Genomic DNA, 21,411 nt, shown 5'->3' with positions numbered 1-21,411 from the left:
TGCACGGAGCGGCGGTGTCACAGATCTGGCGGTGGGGAGCGGGTCGCGCAACCCTGCCTCTGCTGTACCCCTTGGCCATGGCCATCATGCTCTGGCTGCTGAACCGGGCGCGGCGTTCCTTCTGGCTATGCGCCCTGCTGGCCCTGCCGGGCACCCTCTGCCATGAGGCCTGCCATTGGCTGGTGGGCAAGCTGCTCAATGGTGATCCGGCGCGCTTCACGGTGTTGCCTCGACGGGAAGGCCATGGATTCGTGCTGGGTTCCGTGGCCCTGAGGAACCTGCGTTGGTACAACGCCTTCTTCGTCGGCATGGCGCCGTTGCTGCTGGTGCCCCTTGCCGCCCTGTTGCTGCTCTGGCGACTGCGCAGCCAACCCGTCTTTGGGTGGGCCGAGCTTGGGTTTGTTTTTCTCGCCGCGAACCTGCTCTTCGCGGCGCTTCCCTCCTGGGCCGATGTGCGCATCGCCGCGCGCTCGCCCGTGGGCTGGGTGCTGCTGGGCGGGGCCCTCGCATGGGGATGGATGCGCGTCGCCAGCCCCGGAACGCATGCGGCGGGTCCCGGCCCATCCAGGCTGTCCGTGGCCCCACGACTTCCTCCCCATGCAACTTCAAAGCCCTGAGGCAGGCGCGTCTGGAACGACAAATGCCCGGCCGAGGCCGGGCATTCGCTCGCGTGGGGTTGCCCCCGGGGGTTACGGTGCGGTGGTGCTGTTGACCACGACATTGGTGAAAACGGCCGGGCCCAGGTTGCTCGGGCCTGCGGGGGGATTGATCCAGACGTAGTTCTGGCCCTCAAACAGCTTCAGGGTGAAGGTGCCGTCGGCGGCGGCAGTGATGGGATTGTTGGCAGCACCGGCGTAGGCGCGGGCGGGAATGCCCACGGAGCCATCAGTGATGCGGCCGTTGACCGGATACTGCACCAGGTCCCGAGTCACGGTCGGACTGCTGGCGGAGGCGGTGAAGCCAGTGGTCACATAGGCGTCGGAGTCCACTACCAAGTTGTAGGTGGTGCCATAGGGCACGTAGAAGATGTATTTGCCGCCGACCCCGCTGGTGGTGGACTTCACAACCCGGGCGGTGTTGGGGTCAACCAAGTCGATCTGGATGTTTGGCAGGGTGATGTTGGATTTGGTCTGCAGGGTGCCGGTGATGATGCCGCCGGTCGGAATGGCCACGTTGGCATCGGCCTTGTCGGCGGTCAGGGTGAAGGCGACCGTGGGGCCATCTGGGCATTGGGGGATGCTGGCGGCATCGGCGCTGACAGCCCAATCGCCCTCAAAGAGGTTCAGGTCGAATGAGGGTGTGGCGAGAGTGACGGGGAAGACGAGGGAGCCCAGATCGCGGTCCCAATTGGCGCCGGTGAGGCCTGATTTGAGGCCCACAGTCACCTTGGCCGTGGCAGGAATGGGCACTGGAGCCGTTACGCTGCCCTTCACGTTGTACTGGGTGAGGGTGGCGGTGGGGGTGCTCGTGGTGAGGCCGGTGAAGGTTTTAACCGCCACGACCTTGTTCTGAGCCGGTCCCGCGCGGAGGTCGGTGACGGCAGCGATGACATCGGTCAGGTTGGTGGGGAAGGAGACGGTGCCGTCGGCCTTGATCTTCCCGTAGGCGACCCGCAGCAGGGAGGTCTTGTCTCGCAATTCCACGGAGAAATCATTGGCGGCGAAGGCCGGTGCTCCGGTCTTGGGACTGAGCTTGAGGGTGAAGCGCTTCGCATCACTGGGGCCCGGCAGGGTCAGGCTCTGGTTCTCGTTGGTGACGCCGCCACCGGCCACGGTGATGACATCGGAAAGGTAGAGGGGAACGCCCGCGGCGAAATCGGAACCGGCCTTGGGAATGAAGACGGCCCGGTAGGTGCCCTTGAACAGCTCGGTGTTGAAGGTGACGGTGTTGGCGTTGGCAGCGACCGTGCCGGTTACGGTCAGGACGCGGGGATCTTCAAAGCCGGTTTGAGTGGGGCCCCAGGCGACCACGCCCTGGCTGTCGCACTGGTAGATGTCCACGGCGTAGCTGGTAAGGGGCGTGAAGGAAGCGGGGGATACTGGCGAGGAGGCGTATCCGTTGAGCACGACGGTCCAGTTCTGCCTGGAGGCCTGGTAGGTGAGGGTGGCATCCTGGCTCACGGTGAGGCTTTCCAGGTGGTCGCCCACGTTCTTGCTCGTATCGCCCACCAGACGGATGGGGTAGGTGCGGGCGCGGAAGTGGCCCGTGGCGCCATCGGCCACTGAGTCCGTGCTGGCGACGGTGTACCCGCCAGGGACCGTGATCCGCTGATCCACTTTGACACTGGATCCGAGGGCAGTGCCATCGGACTTCTTGAGCAGGAAGGTCACCGCGGGAACCGCGCTGAGCTTGGTGTCGAACAGGGTGGTCAGGGGCGGATTGGTCACATGCAGGATGGCCGAGGCGGTGGCCGTGGCGGCGGGGGTGGCGGAATCCGTCACGCTCACGAAGTACTGCACGCCGTCATCGGCGCTGCTCGTGGCGGGGGTGGTGTAGGTGGCGCCGGTGGCGCCGGTGATGGTGGCGCCAGCCTTCTTCCAGGCGTAGGTGAAGGGGGACTTGCCGCCGGTCACCGTGGGGGTGAAGGTGGCGGGGGTGCCGGAGGCCACGCTCTGATCGGCCAGGGTGACCGCCAGGGCGCCGGGAACGGTGCCGATCGTCAACGTGGCGGCATTGCTGGTGACACTGGCGTTGGCGGCATCCTTGACGGTCACCGTGAAGGTGGCGCCATCATCACCGGCCACGAGAGCGGGCGTGGTGTACGCGGCCGAGGTGGCGCCGGGGATGGCGGCGGCGGTGCCACCCTTGGGGGTCTTGCTCCACTGGTAGGTGTAGGGTGCGGCTCCACCGGAGGCCACCACGTTGAACGTGGCCGTGGCGCCCACTGCGGCGGTGGCATTGGCGGGTTGGGTGCCGATGGCGAGTGCTGAGGAAACGGGGGTTCCCGAGGAGGAACCTCCGCCGCCGCCGCAGGCGGTGAAAGCCAGGGCGAAGGCCATGGCCAGGGACACGGGGCCGAACGCCTGCCGAAGCATACGCATGCGGCCCGACCTTGGGGTCAGGTGCAAGAACAAGGCAACCTCCTGTGGTGAAGCGGTGGGGGGTGAAATCGCTTCATAGGCCGGGCATCACCCGGCTGAACCAGCATTCCGCAGGAGGGACTCCCGGCCTAGATCCACTATTGAGAAAAACCGCTGGTCCACTTCGGGGACACCCGGCTCAGTCTCCCTGGAGGGCGAGAAGGGCTTTGAGAGGAGCAGCCTCGCGGGGATGCTCAGCCAGGCGTTGCTTCAAGCGGGCCTCAGACCTGGCCACATCCTGGGGCTGACGCTGGGCCCGGGCCAAGAAGGACTCGGCCACCAAGGGCATCCCGGCGGCATCCGCCCGACCGGGTACCATGCGCTGGTATTTCCGGGCCTCTGCCAGGCCGCGTTTAAGGATGGCATCGCAGGGCAGGTTGAGTTGGAACTGGCAGCCACCGGCCTCCAGGCAGGCCTTGGCCAGTTCGGCCTGGAAGGCGGGTTCTTTGGGATCCTGCTCGACGGCTTTCCGGGTGAGTTGGAGGGCCTGTTCGAAATCAGCTTCAAAGGGCTTCCCGGTATGGAAGGCTTCGCGGGCGCGGAGGCGCAGGGCGCGACCGAGCACCACCCGGAGTTCGGCTTTGAAGCGGTTCTCCTTGGCCGTGCGTTCCAGGATCGCTTGAGCTTCCTGAACCAGGGCCTCGATCACACCCGCTTTCGGCGTCTGTTTCAGGCGGAACTGCATGTCCAGAAGGTCGAGGCGCCGCTCCATGAAGACCTTCTGCCGTTGCAGGTTGGAGGCATCGAACTGGGTGTTTTTTCGGGCCCATCCGATGGCTTGTTCAAGGTACGGGACGGGGTCCGCTCCAACCTGGAAGGCCGCTTCGCCTCGCCATTTGGAGACCGTCAGCAGGAGGGTATAGGTGACGTGCTCGTGGTTTCCAAGGTCGATGGCCTGGCGCAGGTTCGCGATGGCTCGGTCCAGGTCGGGAATGGCATCCAGCCCGCGTTTCAGAAGGGCGCCTGCGCGCCAGCCATAGGCTTCGCCCAGATGGGTGTTCACCTGGCCCGGAGGCGTGAGGGATTGGCTCATCTCGCCATTGGCCACGCAAAGGTTTAGCAGAGGCATGGGGTCCCCGCCCTGCACCTCCACCGCATCCGCAGCCGCGCCCTGGGCCATGGAGAGGTAGCCGTAGCTCTCTCCGAAGCCGGGATCGACTTCCACTGCCGTGGCGAAGCTGGCCAGGGCCCGCTCCAGCCATTGCGGTTCCTGCCGCCGGTCAAAGGCCATGTTGAAGTAGAGCAGGCCGATCTTGATCCAGCTGGCGGGATCGCTGGGAGCAATATCGGTCACAGGTTCCAGCACCTTCAGCGACTCGTCGCATTTCCGCTGGGCGCCTGCGATGTCGCCCGCAGCGCGAAGGGGTATGGCCTGTTCCATCAGCAGGTCGGCGGTCAGGAAGCGCGCTTCATAGCGCCAGCGGGTCTGCTCGAAGGCGGTCTGGGCGCAGCGCAGTGCCCGCTCGATGTCCCTGGCGAGGTAGGCCTCCATGGCTTCCTGGTAGGCCGTTTCCAGGCCCGCTGCCCGGGCGATTTCGAAACAGGCGAGGGCCGGTTCGCGCAGGGTGCTTTCGAGGCGCTTCCGCTCCACTTCCCGCTGCGCCGGGTCGGCGATGAGGTTGAGCCGCGGATTGGCTTTCATGAAGAAATGGGTCAGTACTTCACCGCGGGCCTGAGCGCAGGCGGGAGAATGGAAGCCCGCCTGCCAGGCGGTTTCCAGATGCCGCCGCGCCGCGTCCCAGTCGCTGAGGGCGAGGTGGCCCATGCCCAGGGCGTAGGACCCAGGCCCCATGGCGCCAGGTCCCAGGGCCTTCATTTCCTGTTCGATGGCGGCCATGGTCTCCCGGGCGTTTGTTACGGCCGGACGCCGGTTGTGCTTGCGGGACAGGTGGGCCAGCCGGAGGAGCTGCTCCATGCTCTGGACATCCCGCCCGTACTTGTTGGCCAGCCGCACCTGGAGTGCCTGCCGCCGCGCGGCCAGGATGGCCCAGGTGCCGAATCCGGTGAACAAGAGGATGGCGATGACCGTCATTGCCGCAAGGCTGCGGTTCCGCCGCACCCACTTGGCCAGGCGGTAGGCGGGGGAGGGCCGACGGGCATGCACGGGGACACCATCCAGGAAGCGCTGCAGGTCATCGGCCACGGCTTTGGCGGTGCCGTACCGTTCCTCCGGGGCGGACCGCAGGCATTTGGCGACGATGGCCTCCAGATCCTTGGGAAGCATGGGATCCCGGGCCCGCAAGGGCACGGGATCCATCCCGAGGATGTCCAGGGGATCCCTTGAATCGAAGGGCGTGTGCCCCGAGAGCACGGAATACAGGGTGGCCCCCAGGGAATAGATGTCGCTCCGGCGATCCAGGTGGGCCAAGTCTCGCGCCATCTGCTCAGGACTGGAGAAGGGGGCCGTCCCGAAAGCTGGCAGGCGTTCGGCCAGCACCCGGCCCCCGTAATCCTCCAGCCGCACCAGGCCGAAATCCGTCAAGTAGGGCCAGGGCTCCTCAGGGTGCGTCGTGTCGACCAGGATGTTGCCGGGCTTGAGGTCCAGGTGCAGCAGGCCATGGCTGTGGGCCTCCTGAAGGCCTTCGGCAACGGCCTTCATCAGGCGCACACGGGTTTCAATGGAGAAGCGGACGTAGTTCTCTGCGAGGTTGCCGCCCTCGACATAGTGCATGGCGATGAAGGGCTTGCCCTGATGCTCGCCCACTTCCAGCACTTTCAGGACATTGGGATGATCCAGCTGAGCCTGGGCTCGGGCCTCGCGCAGCATGTGGGCCACCCGCTGGGGCCGGTCGTGGATGGGAAACTTCAGGGCCACCCAGCGATCCAGCTGCATGTCCCTGGCCTTGTAGATGAGGGCCTGGCCGCCGACGCCGATGAGCTGGAGATCCTGATAGCCCTGCCAGGTCAGTCCCTGGGGCAGGATGAGGGTGTCGTCGGATCCCTCGGGCGCACGGGATTCGGTGGAGCCATGGAAGAGATCGCCCATGAGGGCCTGGAGGCCCTGCTGATCGAGGCGGCCCGAGCGCAGGAGCGACGTGATGCGCGGCCCCCATTGTTGGGAGCCGAGGGTGTCCTCCTCAAGGGTGAGGGCGTCCAAGTCGGCGGAATCGAGAAGGCCGCGCCGCACGGCGAGGTCGAGAATGCGGGTTTCGAGATCACTCATGGAATCGTCATCAGCGGTGTTGGGTCAGCGCGTGATGCATTCTCAGCAAAATCTGATCCATTTCTTCGGGTTCGAAAGAGCCGAAGGCGAATGGAAAACCTGGAACCGGCGTGTGGTTGATAAAATAGGACTGACCCAGCTGGAACTGAACCCCGCGGTCCATGCAGCCCCTCTGCCAGGACTCCAGGTCCAGGTCGGGCCGGGTGCGGATCCAGAGGGAGAGTCCCCCCGGGGGAAGGGTGAAGGTGAAGTCGCCCTCGAAGAGATCCTTGAGCCGGTAGACCAGGTGGTCCCGGCGTTCCCGGTAGATGCGCTGCACCCGGTGGACGTGGCGGCGGATCTCGCCCTCCTGCAGCATGGAGGCGAAGGCCCGTTCCAGGGCCATGTCCCCCAGGGTGTCGGTGTGGAGGCGGGCCTTGGCGAGACGCGCGATGGCATCCTTGGGGCCCGCGATGAGCCCCAGGCGGAGGCCAGGGGCCAGGAGGCGGGAGAAGGAGAAGAGGTACAGCACCGAACCGGAGGTGCCGAAGGCTGCCAGTGGAGCCTCGGTGGGGCCTTCGAGGGTGTAATCGGCTTCGGGATCGTCCTCCACGATGCCGAAGCGGTGGTGCTTGGCCAGTTCCAACAGACGCTGGCGCCGGGGTGCGCTCTGGGTGACGGTGGTGGGCACCTGGAACCGCGGTGTCAGGTAGAGGAGACGGATGGGGCCCTCGGCCAGGGCCCGTTCCAGGGCTTCCACATCCAGCCCTTGATCGTCCACCGGAATGGGAACCAGCTGGGTCTGCTGCTGCAGGAAGGCATCCCGGGCCGAGGGGTTGCCGGGGTTCTCCACCGCCACACGGTCACCGGCCTTCAGGAGGCCCAGGGCGATCAACCGGAGGGCCTGATGCGAGCCGCGGGTCACCAGGATGCCCATCTCATCGGTCTGGATGGCGCGCCGCTCCCGCAGGTAGTTCACCAGCTCCTGCCGCAGATCCATCTCTCCGAGGGGATCGCCGAAATTCAGCACATCGCTGGCCCGGCGCCGCATGGCGCGGCTGTAGGCCCGGCCCAGGATCTCGGCAGACATCAGTCGCGCATCCGTCACGCCGTAAGACAATTTGAAGAGCCGACTGGTATGGTCCGTGGCCAGCTCCGGACGGGTGGGCAGGTCGAAGGCCTGGGGGGAGAGCACCGGTGGCGTCTGCCCGGGCCGCAGGCTCAGCGGGCGGGGAAGGGGGTCGGACACCCGGCTGCCGCTGCCGCTGCTGGCGTCGATCCAGCCCTTGGCCTGGAGCTCTTCAAAGGCCGCCACCACGGTTCCCCGGCTCACCTGCAGCTGATCCGCCAGTTTACGTGTGCCGGGGATGGGAGAGCCCGGAGGCAGGAGGCCGCTGCGCATGGCCAGGATCAGTGCGTCCACGATCTGCATCACCAGCGGCTGAGGTGAGGTGTGTGAGATGTGGATGGGTAGATCCGGGATTCTCATCGGTGCGGATCCGCAAGGAAGATGCCCCTCGAGGCGGGCGGGAGAATTTGGGGGGTCAAGCCAAACCTTCCATTCATGGGCGGGGTCATCGGAAGCGGCCGGTAGGGAAGTCAAACCGATCGCCCATGAATGGGAAGAATTTGGGAGCCGCGGGGCTTTGATCCAATGAAAAAGAACTCTGCTATGACGTTAATCCGGCAGAGGCCGAATGGACCAGGGATTTTTTTATAAAGCGGACCAGGGCATTTCCCTTGTGAATCGAGGGTGCCGTGAGTGGACCAGCCTCATTTCTTGAGGGTGGATCATTGTTTCCGTCCGGCGGATCCAGATGATCGACCTGGGGAGGTCCCCCTCCTCCTCGGTCTGATCCAACGGCGATCATGCCTGCTTTTGGTTCCCCTGCGGTGCTTCGGCCCTTTGGTCTAAGTGCCGGAAGAGGAGGCGTCACGCTCGACTCGTTGGTTGAAATCACCCTTGGCGCGGCAAGACCCCTTTCAGCCCCCGGGCATGCATCGAGCTGCCCTTCCCCAAAAGGAGTGACACCATGAACCGGAAAGCGTTTGTCACCACCGCCCTCGCGCTGGCATTGGCTGCAGGCGCTCAGGCCCAGAGCAGCAACCTGGCCTTGGGCACTCAGGCGCTCGCCTCGAACACCACAGGGGGCTCCAATACCGCCCTGGGCGTATCTGCACTCCAACACAACACCACAGGAAACCAGAACAATGCCTTGGGCACTTATGCCCTCATCAGCAACATCAGTGGAAATCTAAATACGGCGCTGGGCGCCAATGCGCTGTACCACAACACCCTAGGGCATGAAAACACGGCGGTGGGAACCAATGCGCTCAACTGGAACACCACCGGGGGCCACAACTCCGCGCTGGGGACCTATGCCTTGCTCAACAACACGACCGGCGACTTCAATACGGCGATTGGTTCTGGGTCGCTTAATGACAACACCACGGGAAGCTGGAATACCGCTCTCGGGGGGGCGGCGCTCATGCACAACGCCACCGGGGTGTACAACACTGCCATTGGAATCAATGCCCTGACTTCCAACACAACCGGCGGCTACAACGCAGCCACGGGAAGCAACGCCTTGATCAGCAACAACACAGGCGGGTTCAACACGGCCATGGGCGCGGATGCGCTCCGGAACAACCAAACCGGGAATTGGAACACGGCCATCGGCAAATCCGCCCTGGAATACAACACCGGATCCGTCAACATCGCCATCGGCACCTGGGCCCTTGCTAAGAACATCGACGCCACGGAAAACATCGCCGTGGGCAACGATGGGCTCGCTGTCAGCACGACGGGCTCCCAGAACACCGTGGTTGGGCACTACTCGCTGCGGAACAGCACGACGGCCAGCCGCAACGTGGCCCTCGGCGTGCGGGCGCTGGAAGCCAATGTCACGGCCTCCGACAACATCGCCTTGGGCTACGAAGCAGGCCGCAATCTGACCGGCAGCAACAACATCGCCATCGGTAACGTGGGAGCGGGCGGAGAGGCCGACACCATCCGCATCGGGAGTTCCCAGACCCGCGCCTTCCTGGCGGGCGTGCGGGGCCGCACCACGGGAGGCGCCGCCATCCCGGTGGTCATCGATGCCAACGGGCAATTGGGCACCGTGTCCTCCTCCATCCGCTTCAAGCAGGATGTGAACGACATGGGCGACCGGACGAGCCGCTTGTTTGACCTGCGCCCCGTGACCTTCCGCTACAAGAGCCAGCCGGAGGACGGCGAGCACTTCGGGCTCATCGCCGAAGAAGTGGAGAAGGTGCTGCCGGAGCTGGTGGTGAAGGACAAGGAAGGCCAGGTGGAGACCGTGGTTTACCACGAGCTGGCACCGATGCTGCTGAATGAGCTTCAGAAGCAGAAGCGGGAACTCCAGGCCGCCCAGGCCGAATTGGCCGCCCTCAAGCGGCAACTGGAACAGGTGCTGGCGGGTTCCAGAAAGTAGTGGACCACTGGCATTTCCCATGGAGCGGACCAGCGGGAAGACGCATCGAAAGGGCATGCTCAAGAATGAATCCCGAAGGATTTCGGAGGACGATCCATGAAACGCCTGATTCAAAACCTCATCATGGGTTTATGGGGAATGCTCGCTGTTCTTCATTGCGGCGGGGGAGGGAAATCGTCCGGAAGTGGAAGCCCGCCCCCACCGAAAGCGGTTCCGGTGATCACGAGCTTCATCGCCAGTCCGGCCACCATCGCCCCGGGGGCCAGCAGCAGCCTGTCCTGGAACGTCACCGGCGCCACCAGCCTGGGCATCGACCACGGCGCCCCGGCCACCAGCGGCGCCTCGGGCAGCGTGGCTGTGAGTCCAGCCGCCACCACGCTCTATACCCTGACGGCCACCAACGAAAGCGGCAGCACCACAGCCACGGCCACGGTGACGGTGGGTGCCCCTGGGGTGACGGTATCCGTCACTCCTCCCAGCGCCCGGGTGAAGCCCAGCGGCACCCAGGCTTTCACGGCGGTGGTGACAGGCACCACCACCACCACCGCCGTCACCTGGCAGGTTCAGGAGGCCAACGGCGGCGCGGTGAATGCCTCTGGTCTCTATACGGCGCCCGCCACCAACGGCGTTTACCACCTCAAGGCCACCAGCGTGGCCGACACCTCCAAATCCGCCACCGCCACCATCACGGTCAGTGATTCCGCCGTGGCTGGGAGCCTTGCGGCGGGTTCAGTGCCCACTCAGCTGCCTGCGCGCCTTTCCGTGGGGCTGGTGGAGGACCCGGGCAAGACCTGGATGAAGGCCAGCGGCGTGCCCTGGGACATGCGGTACCACTACTTCACGCTGGGGTGGCGGAACAATTGGAATAATGACCCCACGAATTCAGGCCAGTGGGGCTTGAACTTCATGAAGGAGTGCGATGCCATGGGCGCCATTCCCGTGGTGCAGTACTACTGCATGAACGACGAGCCCGGCGGCGGCGAGGGGCAGTTCTACAGCAAGACCCAGAACGCCGCCACCATGGCCTCCTATTTTGACGATTTCAAAGTGCTGATGCAGCGCTGCAAGGAGTTCGGAAAACCGGTGCTGGTGCTCATGGAGGGGGATGGCTACGCCTACATGGAGATCCAGAGCGGGGGCAACCCGGATGCGCCCGCGGCCATCGCCAGCACCGGCATGCCTGAACTGAAGGACCTGCCCAACACCGCCGCCGGTTGGGGCCTGGCCTTCTTGCAACTGCGCAAGGCCGTGGGCGCCACCAACGTGGTGCTGGGCATGCACATTTCCGCCTGGGCCACTCTGCAGGACATCTCCTACTTCAGTGTGACCCTGCCCCTCCAGCCCGAAGTGGACAAGGCCTATGCATTCCTGTCGAAGCTGGGCCTGGCTGCAAACGTCACCGGTCAGACCTTCGACGTGCTGGTGGGCGACCCGCTGGATCGCGATTCGGACTATTACCGGCTCACGGCTGGCGAAGATCGCTGGTGGGATGCCAGCGACAGCGCGCCCATCACGAGCAAGAGCTTCAACCGCTACGCCGAGTGGCTGCGTCTGTGGAACCTCAAGGCGCAGAAACGCTGGGTGCTCTGGCAGATTCCCCTGGGCAACAGCAACCATTTGAATGTGCCGAACACCTGGAAAGACCGGGAAGGCTACAAGGACAACCGGCCCGAGTATTTCTTCGCTGGCGATGATGCCCACCTCAGGAAGTTCGCCGATGCGGGCGTCATCGCCCTCCTCTTCGGCGCGGGGGCGGATGGCCAGTCCATGTACCAGAACGACACCTACACCGATGGCCAGCCCTTCATGAAGACCCATGCGGGGGCCTTCCTTAAGAGCGGAGGTCTTGCCATCGCCCGTTGAGCCAGTCCATGAACACGACCAGCGAATGAGGTAATCCATGATTCGATGCCTGGGTACGGCCTGCTTCATCCTCCTGAACCTCGCCTGCCTGCGCGGACCGGCCCATGTGCCCGTGCCGACTCAAGCACCTCTCCGCGAAGATGTGGTCGATCTGGACGGCATCATGAAGGCCTTCTATGACGTGGTGAATGTGGCGCCGGACGGGCCCAGGCAGTGGGGCCGGGACCGCACGCTGTACAGCCCGTGGATCCGCTTCGTGGGCATTGGCCACGAGGTGGACATCTGGGATCACCAGCGCCTGGTGGATGAAACCGAACCCATGGTCCGGGCGGGCTTCCGCGAGCGCGAGATCCACCGAGTGACTCACCGCTACGGCAACATTGCCACGGTGCTCTCTACCTATGAAACGGAGTCAGGGCCCGAACACACGCTTTCCCGCGGTGTGAACAGCCTGCAGCTCTACCACGATGGCCGACGCTGGTGGATCGCCAGCGTCACATGGCAGTCGGAGACCAAAGAACATCCCATCCCCGTGGAGCTGCTAAAGCCATAGGTGGGACGCGGGATTTGCCGCCCCAGTCCATGCGATTAATGGGGTGGAAAGGTTGCCATGCCCGCCCCCCTGGCCGAGTCCAGCTTCTGGAAGACATCAAGGCGATGAAGCAGGGATGGCCGACCCCTAAGTGGACCAGTGAAATATCTCAGAAGCGGATCAACCCAAAGGAAATCCCTAGGGAATGATAACCCTCGTGTGCCTCCGGGCGCTCTTGGGAGTCGGTCATGAAACGCCTGGTTCACAGCCTTGTCATGGGTCTGCTGGGAATGCTCGTTCTGACGGCTTGCGGGGGTGGCGGGAAATCATCCGGGAATTCCACCCCGGCGCCTCCGTCAGCCCTTCCGGTCATCACCAGCTTCTCAAGCAGTCCCGCCAGCATCGCGCCCGGTGCCAGCAGCGTTTTGTCGTGGTCCGTGTCCGGGGCCACGACCTTGGCCATCGACCATGGGGCACCCGCCGCCAGCGGAGCGACCGGGTCGGTGACCGTGGCGCCAGCGGCGACGACCACATACATGCTCACCGCCACCAATGCGAACGGAAGCACGACCAGCACCGCCACGGTGACGGTGACGACCACGCCCCCGCCAACTGGGGTGGTCGTGATCATCAATCCGACGGCGGCGGCGGTCCAAACCACCAAAACCCAGCAGTTCACAGCCACCGTGACAGGCGCAAGCAACACCGCCGTGACCTGGAGCGTCCAGGAAACAGCCGGTGGAGCGATGGATGCTACGGGCCTCTATACCGCACCAGCCACGGCGGGCACTTACCATGTGATTGCCACCAGTGTGGCGGATGCCACGAAATCAGCCACCGCCGCGGTGACCGTGACCACCACGCCCCCAGCGGTGTCCGTCAGCATCAGCCCTGCGACTGTTTCTCTTCAGGCTTCCAAAACGCAGCAGTTCAGCGCCACTGTGACCGGATCGAGCAACACCGCTGTGACCTGGACCGTGCAGGAATCGGGTGGCGGCACCGTCGTCGGTGGCCTCTACACCGCTCCTGCCGCGGCTGGAACCTACCACGTGGTGGCCACCAGCGCCGCGGATGTGAGCAAGTCGGCGACGGCGACGGTGAAAGTCTCAGCCCAGGGAGTGGGGGTCACCATCGCACCCTCGGCGATCACCCTGAAGACGGGCCAGACTCAGCAGTTCACGGCGACCGTCACGGGCGCCAGTAACACTGCCGTCACGTGGACGGCTTCCAGCGGAACGATTTCGGCCAACGGTCTTTACACCGCGCCCGCCACCGCGGGCTCCTATACCGTCACGGCCACCAGCGCGGCAGATGGCACCCAGTCCGCCACGGCAGCGGTGACGGTGCAGACGCAGCAGGCGGGCGCCTGGGCCTTCCTGAGCGTGGCCAATGAAAAGCCCGGAAGCTACAACTCCGATGTCTACCGCTGGCTGGATTCCACGAAGCAGCAGCGCACCGCCGTGCTGACGCGCAACGACGCCGCCGACCCCGGCGGGTCCCACGGAGGCATGCTGCGGCAGTACCGCTATTTCGCCAACGGCGCAGAGCGCGTGGTGACCGGTACCGGCGCCAGCGGCTCCTGGAACGGGTGGGGCTACCTGGTGAACCATTTCGGGGATGGCGGCTCCGTGTGGGGCGCGACCTCGGCGGACAACACGGGGCAGTACCGGCAGGTGTTCACGGGACCGCACCACGCCATCCATGAATTCACGTGGACCTACAACATGCAGGGGGCGCCCGTGAAGGCCACCGTGCATTGGTTCATGGCCACGGGCCAGGATCATCCCATCTATGCGATCACCTACGACACGTCGGCAGCGGGCGCCTCGGGGTTCGACAGCAACCACCTCATCGACAGCCGATCACCCTACGGCGACATGCAGTTCGGAGGCGATGGTAGCAACCCCAACGTCGATGGCGTGGCCTGGGGCGACAACTACAAGTTCTTCACCCGGGATGAGCCCTACACGGCCCAAAGCAAGTGGGACTACACGCAGACGAATACCGTTCCCTACGTGCTTGAGTACATCAAGAATCCCGATGCCGAAATGGGCTCGGTGCAGACCCTTAGCTGGCTGCAGCACAGCACCGGTGGAACCTGGCTCAGCGACAACTGGGGCCACACGTCCGAAAACCGGGTGGTGACCAAGGGCAATTTCGGCACGTGGCTCATGCCCGCCAATTGGAACTGGCCGTACCAGCTGAACCAGTACGAGCTGGGGGATTCTGGGCCGACGGCCAGCAAGCGCGTGGCCTGGGGGCTCATGTACGGCGCCGTGGGCCAGGCTTCCTTCGACAACTACGGTTATCAAACCAAGAGCTCGGGCTTTCCCTATCAGAGCTACTCCGTCTACATGGTGCTGGGACGACATTCGGATGCCGCGGTCGCTTCCCATGTCACCCAGATGGAGCGGAAGCTGGGGGCCACCCTGACGGCGAGCAAAGGGACGGTGGCCGCGCAGGGGCCCGGCGGCGCGGGCCGCACGGATTCGGTCACCTATGCCAAGGCGGGATACAACGCCACCTATGGCGCCTTTGAACTCATCGCCGACGCCACCGGCGCCTTCCAGGCCACCCTCAATGCCGGAGCGGGGGACCTCAAGAACCCCCTCTTCATCGTGAGGGATGTCGCCGGTGTGCCCAGCCAGATCACGCTGGGGGGCACCACCCTGGTGGCGGACCAGGATTACTTCGCGTCCTATGATGCTGCCCAGCACCGCCTGTGGTTGACCCTCAACCGCACCTGGAGCGGCAGTCAGGTGCTTGGGGGGAATGCCACCGGCAGCCTGCCCACGGAAGTCCAAGTGGCTCCCGCCAGCGTGACGCTGGCTTTCGGCGCCACCCAGGCCTTCACGGCCCAGGTGCTGCACAACCAGGACACGCAGGCGGTTTGGACGGTCAAGGAGGGCGCCACGGGGGGCACAGTTTCAGCTTCCGGAACCTACACAGCCCCAAGCACCGCTGGCACCTATCATGTCCGCGCCACCAGCCATGCGGATGCCACCAAATGGGCGGAAGCCACGGTGACGGTGGTTCCCGCTGCGCCTTCCATTACCTCCTTTTCGGCTTCATCGGCCAGCATCGCCGCCGGCGGGAGCGTGACGCTCTCCTGGGCGGTCACCGGCAATCCGACCCTGACCGTCGGCCCGGCGCCGGGCACCGTGACGGGCAGCCAGGTCACCGTGACGCCGGCTGGAACCACCACCTACGTGCTCACCGCGACCAACGCCGGCGGCACCGCGGTGGAAACGGTCACGGTGAACGTGGTGGGCGGGAACGTGCCCGCCACCTGGGTGGTGGGCTACTACATGGGCTACCATCGGGGGCTCCAGGCGCCCAATCAGGTGGACTACACGTCGATGACCCATGTCGGCGTGGGCAGCATCCTCCCTTCGGCCAGCGGAACCTTTGACACCACCTTCTGGATCGATCCCACCAACGGACCCGCCTGGGCGAAACAGACCGTCCAGTTGGCCCACGCCGCGGGCACCAAGGTGATCGTGCATGTCGGCGGCGCCGGGGCCACGGGCTTCACGGCCACGTCTGATCCTGCCATTCGCGCGACCTTTGTTCAAAACCTGAAGCAGATCATGACGGACTACGGGTTTGACGGCATCGATCTGAATTGGGAAAGCAGTGTGGACCGCCCCACCCTGTTGGCCCTGCTCAAGGCCATCCGCTCCGCCATGCCGGACAAGGTTCTCATCACGCCCATCGGGGTGAACCACATGGGAGCGGATCTGAGCGAGGCCTACTACGCTCAGCTGGCCCGTTATGTGGACCGCCTCGATCTCATGAGCTACCTCTTGCAAGCGCAGTCCGGTTGGGACAGCTGGTTCCCGTCAGCCCTCCACGACTTCGCCCCTTCGCATCCCTTGACGATTGATGATTCCGTTCAAACGCTCATCAAAACCGGGGTCCCGAAGGAGAAGATCTGCATCGGGGTGGGCTTTTTCGGATGGCCTTACGAAAAGGGCATGAATGGACAGTGGGGGAATGCCAAGAATTTCGTTCCCTACACCGGCGGAGGCCCCTACCTCACAGGCCCCCGGCAATCGACCGGCTCCAATCCCAACGGTGATTCGCCGGACGGTTTCGAGCCTCGCTACAGTGACAACGATGCCAGTTATTCAAAACTGGCCCACTACTACTTCCCCATGATGACCCAGACCTATGACGCGGTGGCCCAGAGCGCCTACCTCACGGCGGCGGCACCGCCCACCCTGGATGCCGCGGCCAGCCCAGATGCCAGCAACCCCATCAAGACCACCTATGTGCCCTACGACAATGAGCAATCGCTGACGGCGAAGGTCCAGTACTACAAAACCAATGGTCTGGGCGGGATGATCATCTGGACGATCAGCGAAGGCTACTTGGAGTGGCAGACCAGCGGTGAGAAGGATCCTCTGATGAAGGCCATCAAGGCGGAGCATTTCAAACCCTAGCTGTAACGGCCAGGGGCTCCCGGCCTGGACTTCCTCCAGCGCGCAACCGGAGGGTGGATCAAGGTGGCTGCATGGCCGCCTCCGCCATCCGGTGGCCCCGCTGGTTTTGACTCTGCCTCGGCGCGTCATATCGTGGCGGTGTCGATCATATGCGTCGCGGGAGGAATGCCCGAGGCGGACGAAGTGGACCAGTCCATATTTCGTAAAAGCGGATCAAGAATTTGGATTTGCGTCAGGAAAGATGAATCCAGGGTGGCTTCCCCGATCCTGGGAGTTTCATGAACCGCGCGCATCGCAGCCTATTCCTCTGTCTGCTGGGAACTCTCAGCCTTTTCCACTGCGGAGGAGGCGGTACATCCACGGCATCGACCTCGACCCCGGCACAGCCCATGGCTGTGCCGGTCATCAGTGCTTTTACGGCCATGCCAGCCACCATCAGCGTTGGTGCCAGCAGCACCCTGGCCTGGAATGTCAGTGGCGCCACCAGCCTGAGTATCGACCAGGGAGCGCCCGCGGCCAGTGGCGCCAGCGGCAGCGTGTCCGTGAGTCCCGCCGCAACCACCACCTATACACTCACGGCCACGAACAGCGCTGGCACGGCCACGGCCAAGGCACAGGTGACTGTCGCCCCCTTGACCATGGCGGTGTCCGTGGCCATCAGCCCCGTCGCCATCACCGTGCAGGCCGGTAAAACCCAGGCCTTCACTGCCACGGTGGCAGGTTCCACGAACACCGCCGTGACCTGGAGTGTCGTGGGCAGCCAGGCGGGCTCCATAAGCTCTGGTGGCCTCTATACCGCCCCCGATACCGCCGGCACCTTCCAAGTGAAGGCCACAAGCGTGGCGGATACCGCCAAATCAGCCACTGCCACCGTAACGGTGACTTCGGCCGTGCCTGCGCCTGTCATCACCGCTTTCACGGCCACGCCCGCATCGGTCGCTCCTGGGGCCAGCAGCAGCCTGTCCTGGACCGTGACGGGCGCCACCAGCCTCACCATCGGTGGCCTCGGCGATGTGACGGGAAAATCGGCTGCCACGGTGACGCCCGCCACCACCACCACCTACACCCTGACCGCCTCCAACGGAGGCGCCACCACCACCGCCGAGGCCACAGTGGTGGTGCAATCCGCCGATGGGAAACCCATCATCCGGTTCTTTTTCATCAAGCCCATGGCCGGCGGCTTCGATTTGGTCTGGTATGTGAGCGGGGCCGACAAGCTCAGCATTGATCAAGGCGTGCAACCCATCAGCGATGCCAGCGGCGAAGTCTTCCTGGGACGTCCAGACGCCACCACCACCTACACGCTGACCGCCACCAACGGGAAGGGAGCCACGACCGCCAAGGCAACTTATGCGCCGGATCCTCCGGGGAGTCCCAGCCTGGCCTACTTCGTGGCCAACCCTGCCAACATCCCCTCTGGCGGCGCCAGCACCCTGGCCTGGGGCTTCGCCTATGGCACGCAGAGCCTCACCTTGGATGACGGCGCCACCGCGCCTGTGGCCATCAACGCCGAACAAACCCGGGTGGTTCACCCCACTGCCACCACCACCTACACCATCACCCTCGCAGGCAGCACCGGCGTGATCAGCAAGCAGCAGGTCACCGTGCGCGTGGCGCCGCAGGTTCCGCCCAGCATGACCTACTACGATCCCAGTCTCATTCAATCGCCCATCGACGAGGCCGTCGCGGCGAACCTCAAGGCCATCTCGGCCCGGGGCGTGGGATTGCGCCCTGATGCCTTCATGCGGGTGGGGGATGTGCTCACCTGGAGCCTCGATACGCTGGGCCCCTTCGATGGCGCCAACGTCAATTACGGCACTCATGGGGATCTGCAACCCACGGCGCAGTTCTTCCGCAATGCGAAGGTGCCTTTGGAAGCCTCCACCAACAGCCTCACCCGGCTAAGCATCGCGGCAGAAGAGAACGCCAATGCCAGGGATACGGTGACGGGGAACCCTTCTGCGCTTGATGCAGAGTATCAGGTGGCCATGCCCCAGTACGCCGTGTTGATGTTCGGATCGAACGAGGTCCACTGGTACAACGCCCCCCCCTATCCCTACGCCTTCATGGCCACAGGCCATCAAATCGGCATGATGGACATCGTGGACAACCTGCTGGCCAAGGGGGTCATTCCCATCCTCACCTCGATGCCGCCGCATCCGGAAGATGCCATCGAGGTGCCCTCCTTCGTGGCCCTGGAGCGATCCATCGCCCAGTCCCGGGGCATTCCCTTCATCGACTACAACCAGGCCATGCTGGCCATCGGGCCGGACTATCACTGGGGAATCGGCGCCGACAACTTGCATCCCACCAACGATGCGCCGGGCGATCTCAGCGCGGTGGGATTGCACTACGGCTACGCCATGCGCAATCTGGTGACTCTGACGGGCCTCACGCGGGCGAAGGCTGTCGTTCATGACGGCTCCGCGGCGCCGGACGCCGGGGCGGTCCACTTGGCTGGGGCGGGCACGCCGACCAGCCCCTACCTGATTCCATCCCTGCCCTATGCGGATACCCGGAACACGCAGAACGCCAGCTCCCAGGCCCTGGATCACTACGCCGGGTCCACCACGGAGGTGCCAGGGAAGGAAGTCGTCTACCGGCTGACACTCAGCCGACCCACCCAGGTCCGCATCGTCATGGCCGACCGCGGCGCGAAAATCCTCCGCGTGTTTCTGCTGGACAGCACCTGCACACCTGCGGGCTGCCTGGCCAGCGAGGGCGGGACTGGGGTCGCGGTGGACGGTGAAATCCTGAAAAGCCTTGGCGCGGGCACCTACCACATCGTGGTGGACAGCAAGGATGCGGGCGGCGAGTACAGCTTGATGGTTCTGGATGCGGATGACATTCCCCCGGCACCGCTCAACCTGGCCAAGGGCGCCGCCACTGCCACCAGCATCACACTGACCTGGGCAGCCCCCGCCAGCAAACGCGCCATCGCCAGCTATGTCATCTACCGAGATGACGTGATTCCCGTGCCGGTGGGGACGGTAGCAGGCACGGCCACTTCCTTCAAGAATACCGGGTTGAAGGCCTCCACCAGCTACAACTACAAGGTGGTTGCCGTGGACAGCGCGGGGAAAGCCAGTCCCATTGCCTCCATGGATCCGGTGTCGACGGGGCCCTGAGGCCTTGGGGGAGGAAATCCGCTCCACGGCCTTCTCTGAAGTGCCCCGCATTTCCCGGTGGCGGGCGCTCTGGTGGACCAGTGCGATTTCTCCGAAGTGGATCTATGCCGGCGGAGTCCATTGGAAATGATGGATTCATGCGTGGATGCCTTGCGGCATCCCTGGGAGTTCCCTTGACCCGAACCTTGTCGCTCGTGGCTGCAAGCCTGCTGGGCCTTTCCACACTGATCCATTGCGGAGGCGGGAAAAACCTCAGAGATGGCCACTCCGCCTTCCACCCCGCCGCCACGCCTGTCCTGCTCATTCTGGGATCCCCGCCAACGTGAGGTTCTTCGTTGGGCCCCTCCGAACTCAGTGAAGGCCGCGCGAACCAGGGAGGCGCCTCCTGGGTTTGCCATCTCCTAACCCATGGACCGAACGCCGGGAGCGACGATGATCTGGGGCAGACCCCAACCCATATTTACGGAACATGGTCACCCGGTCTGGGCGTCCTATTACCGGCCCGATGGGCCCATCAAGGGGGCGGTGCTGATCGTCCCCGGGCTGGGCGCGCTGCAAAGGCACTACGCGCCACTTGCTTCCTGGCTGGCCGAGCAGGGCTATTTCGCGGCGACCTTCGATTACGCAGGCACGGGGATGTCCTGTCTGGCCGATGTGCGAAAGCTCCGCATCACCATCTCGGATTGGGCCAGTGGCGACTGCGATGCCATGGTGTCGGCCCTGGCAGAGGAGGTTCCGGGCAAACCGCTCTATTGGCTGGGGCACAGCCTGGGAGGTGAGATTCTCGGTCTGCTGCCGGGCCCCGAACGCATCCGCAAGGCCGTGACCATCGCCACGGGCACGGGGTATTGGCAGGATCGCGCCCCGGGCCTTCGCTGGAGGGTGTGGTGGCTTTGGTATTTCATGGCGCCCCTCGTGACGGGCATATGCGGCTACTTTCCGGGCAGTCGGCTGGGGAGGGTGGGCGACCTGCCGCCCGGGGTCATGAAGCAATGGCGGCGATGGTGCCTGCACCCCGATTCGGCCGTGGGGGTCGAAGGTCCGGCCGCCAGGGAATCCTTCGCCGCAGTGCAGGTGCCCATCACCTCGTTTTCCTTCACGGATGACGAACGCACGTCCGCACGCAGCACTGAAGCCCTGCACGGCTGGTTCGAGAACGCCCCTCGAACCATGAAGCGGCTCTCCCCCAAAGACCTCGGCACTCAGCGCGTTGGCCACTTCGGCTTCTTCCACGCGCGGTTGAAGAAGGCGTTGTGGGAGACTTTCCTGCTGCCTGAATTGACCTGAGCAGCCCCTGCCATCAGGGTGCGTGGTTCCTGCCTACCCATAAGGAAGACCCATGTCCGATTCTTCCGTCAAGGCCATCGTGAGGCGCTTCAACCGTGAGGTGATCGAGGAGGGCAACATGGCCGTTTTCGCGGAACTGGTGGCCCCGGATTTCATCAACCACACGGCCGTTCCGGGCACACCGGCGGGGCGGGATGGTTTCGCCGCCTTCTTCACCGGGCTTCTCCGCACGGCCTTTACCGAAATCCGGGTGCACATCCACGATCAGGTGGGAGAGGGGGACAAGGTGGCCACACGGAAAACCATCGAAGGTCTCCACACCGGCTCATTCCTGGGCCGGGCCGCCACAGGCAGGCGCATTCGCATCCGGGTGACGGACATCGTGGTCATTCGCGAGGGACGGTATTGCGAGCACTGGGGCAGCGCGGACCTTCATGGCGCCCTCCAGCAGATCGAGGCCGAGCCCTGAGGGAACCTCA

General features: G+C 64.5%; 12 protein-coding genes. 8 read left to right on the top strand and 4 right to left on the bottom strand.

Features of this window, described 5'->3' with window-relative positions; genetic code table 11:
- Window positions 1-14 precede the first annotated feature (14 nt).
- On the top strand, window positions 15-617 hold the full coding sequence (locus Q9293_RS14890; protein WP_306247893.1) for a hypothetical protein: 603 nt from the start codon (window positions 15-17) through the stop codon (window positions 615-617).
- A gap of 72 nt (window positions 618-689) precedes the next feature.
- Here Q9293_RS14890 and Q9293_RS14885 read toward each other — a convergent pair whose 3' ends face one another.
- From Q9293_RS14885 to Q9293_RS14875, 3 genes are all read right to left on the bottom strand, one after another.
- Window positions 690-3,041, bottom strand: a complete 2,352-nt coding sequence (locus Q9293_RS14885) for a hypothetical protein (protein ID WP_306247891.1) — start codon at window positions 3,039-3,041, stop codon at window positions 690-692.
- Between the two features lie 178 nt (window positions 3,042-3,219).
- Window positions 3,220-6,243 carry a serine/threonine-protein kinase gene (locus tag Q9293_RS14880; RefSeq protein WP_306247889.1) on the bottom strand — a complete coding sequence of 1,008 codons (3,024 nt, stop codon included), beginning with the start codon at window positions 6,241-6,243 and terminating at the stop codon, window positions 3,220-3,222.
- Window positions 6,244-6,253: 10 nt separating this feature from the next.
- Complete coding sequence (locus Q9293_RS14875; protein ID WP_306247887.1) at window positions 6,254-7,645, bottom strand: PLP-dependent aminotransferase family protein; 1,392 nt, start codon at window positions 7,643-7,645, stop codon at window positions 6,254-6,256.
- A gap of 610 nt (window positions 7,646-8,255) precedes the next feature.
- Between Q9293_RS14875 and Q9293_RS14870 the strand changes: the two genes are divergently transcribed.
- The 3 genes from Q9293_RS14870 to Q9293_RS14860 all read left to right on the top strand — a co-directional run bounded on the left by Q9293_RS14870 (window position 8,256) and on the right by Q9293_RS14860 (window position 12,093).
- Entirely contained in the window at window positions 8,256-9,677 is a 1,422-nt protein-coding gene (locus Q9293_RS14870; RefSeq protein ID WP_306247886.1) for a tail fiber domain-containing protein, read from the top strand.
- A 216-nt stretch (window positions 9,678-9,893) separates the two neighbouring features.
- Window positions 9,894-11,540, top strand: coding sequence for a hypothetical protein (locus tag Q9293_RS14865; RefSeq protein ID WP_306247883.1), 1,647 nt, complete (start codon window positions 9,894-9,896; stop codon window positions 11,538-11,540).
- A 37-nt stretch (window positions 11,541-11,577) separates the two neighbouring features.
- Window positions 11,578-12,093: a hypothetical protein gene (locus Q9293_RS14860; RefSeq protein ID WP_306247882.1), complete on the top strand. Its 516-nt coding sequence runs from the start codon at window positions 11,578-11,580 to the stop codon at window positions 12,091-12,093.
- Window positions 12,094-12,334: 241 nt separating this feature from the next.
- On the opposite strand, the gene Q9293_RS14855 is transcribed toward Q9293_RS14860, so the two are convergent.
- Entirely contained in the window at window positions 12,335-12,703 is a 369-nt protein-coding gene (locus tag Q9293_RS14855; RefSeq protein ID WP_306247881.1) for a hypothetical protein, read from the bottom strand.
- Here Q9293_RS14855 and Q9293_RS14850 point away from each other — a divergent pair.
- The 4 genes from Q9293_RS14850 (at window position 12,696) to Q9293_RS14835 (ending at window position 21,401) form a co-directional block, all read left to right on the top strand.
- Window positions 12,696-16,517 carry a glycosyl hydrolase family 18 protein gene (locus Q9293_RS14850; RefSeq protein ID WP_306247879.1) on the top strand — a complete coding sequence of 1,274 codons (3,822 nt, stop codon included), beginning with the start codon at window positions 12,696-12,698 and terminating at the stop codon, window positions 16,515-16,517. The genes Q9293_RS14855 and Q9293_RS14850 overlap by 8 nt on opposite strands.
- 278 nt (window positions 16,518-16,795) lie before the next feature.
- On the top strand, window positions 16,796-19,645 hold the full coding sequence (locus Q9293_RS14845; RefSeq protein WP_306247877.1) for a fibronectin type III domain-containing protein: 2,850 nt from the start codon (window positions 16,796-16,798) through the stop codon (window positions 19,643-19,645).
- Window positions 19,646-20,077: 432 nt separating this feature from the next.
- The gene (locus tag Q9293_RS14840; RefSeq protein ID WP_306247875.1) at window positions 20,078-20,932 is read left to right on the top strand and encodes an alpha/beta fold hydrolase; all 855 of its coding nucleotides are present in this window, start codon (window positions 20,078-20,080) and stop codon (window positions 20,930-20,932) included.
- Between the two features lie 52 nt (window positions 20,933-20,984).
- Window positions 20,985-21,401 (top strand): ester cyclase, encoded by a 417-nt coding sequence (locus Q9293_RS14835; RefSeq protein ID WP_306247873.1) that lies wholly within the window; start codon window positions 20,985-20,987, stop codon window positions 21,399-21,401.
- Window positions 21,402-21,411 lie beyond the last annotated feature (10 nt).

It is taken from the genome of Geothrix sp. PMB-07 (assembly GCF_030758935.1).
In the GTDB taxonomy this organism is placed as follows: domain Bacteria; phylum Acidobacteriota; class Holophagae; order Holophagales; family Holophagaceae; genus Geothrix.
This window is presented reverse-complemented; position numbering and strand designations above follow the sequence as displayed.

Excerpts from the sequence above, each read along its gene's own strand:
- Q9293_RS14885 (WP_306247891.1), bottom strand. The coding sequence starts at position 3,041 with ATGCGTATGCTTCGGCAGGCGTTCGGCCCCGTGTCCCTGGCCATGGCC.
- Q9293_RS14880 (WP_306247889.1), bottom strand. The coding sequence starts at position 6,243 with ATGAGTGATCTCGAAACCCGCATTCTCGACCTCGCCGTGCGGCGCGGC.
- Q9293_RS14870 (WP_306247886.1), top strand. The coding sequence starts at position 8,256 with ATGAACCGGAAAGCGTTTGTCACCACCGCCCTCGCGCTGGCATTGGCT.
- Q9293_RS14860 (WP_306247882.1), top strand. The coding sequence starts at position 11,578 with ATGATTCGATGCCTGGGTACGGCCTGCTTCATCCTCCTGAACCTCGCC.
- Q9293_RS14855 (WP_306247881.1), bottom strand. The coding sequence starts at position 12,703 with ATGATCACGACCACCCCAGTTGGCGGGGGCGTGGTCGTCACCGTCACC.
- Q9293_RS14845 (WP_306247877.1), top strand. The coding sequence starts at position 16,796 with ATGAACCGCGCGCATCGCAGCCTATTCCTCTGTCTGCTGGGAACTCTC.
- Q9293_RS14840 (WP_306247875.1), top strand. The coding sequence starts at position 20,078 with ATGATCTGGGGCAGACCCCAACCCATATTTACGGAACATGGTCACCCG.
- Q9293_RS14835 (WP_306247873.1), top strand. The coding sequence starts at position 20,985 with ATGTCCGATTCTTCCGTCAAGGCCATCGTGAGGCGCTTCAACCGTGAG.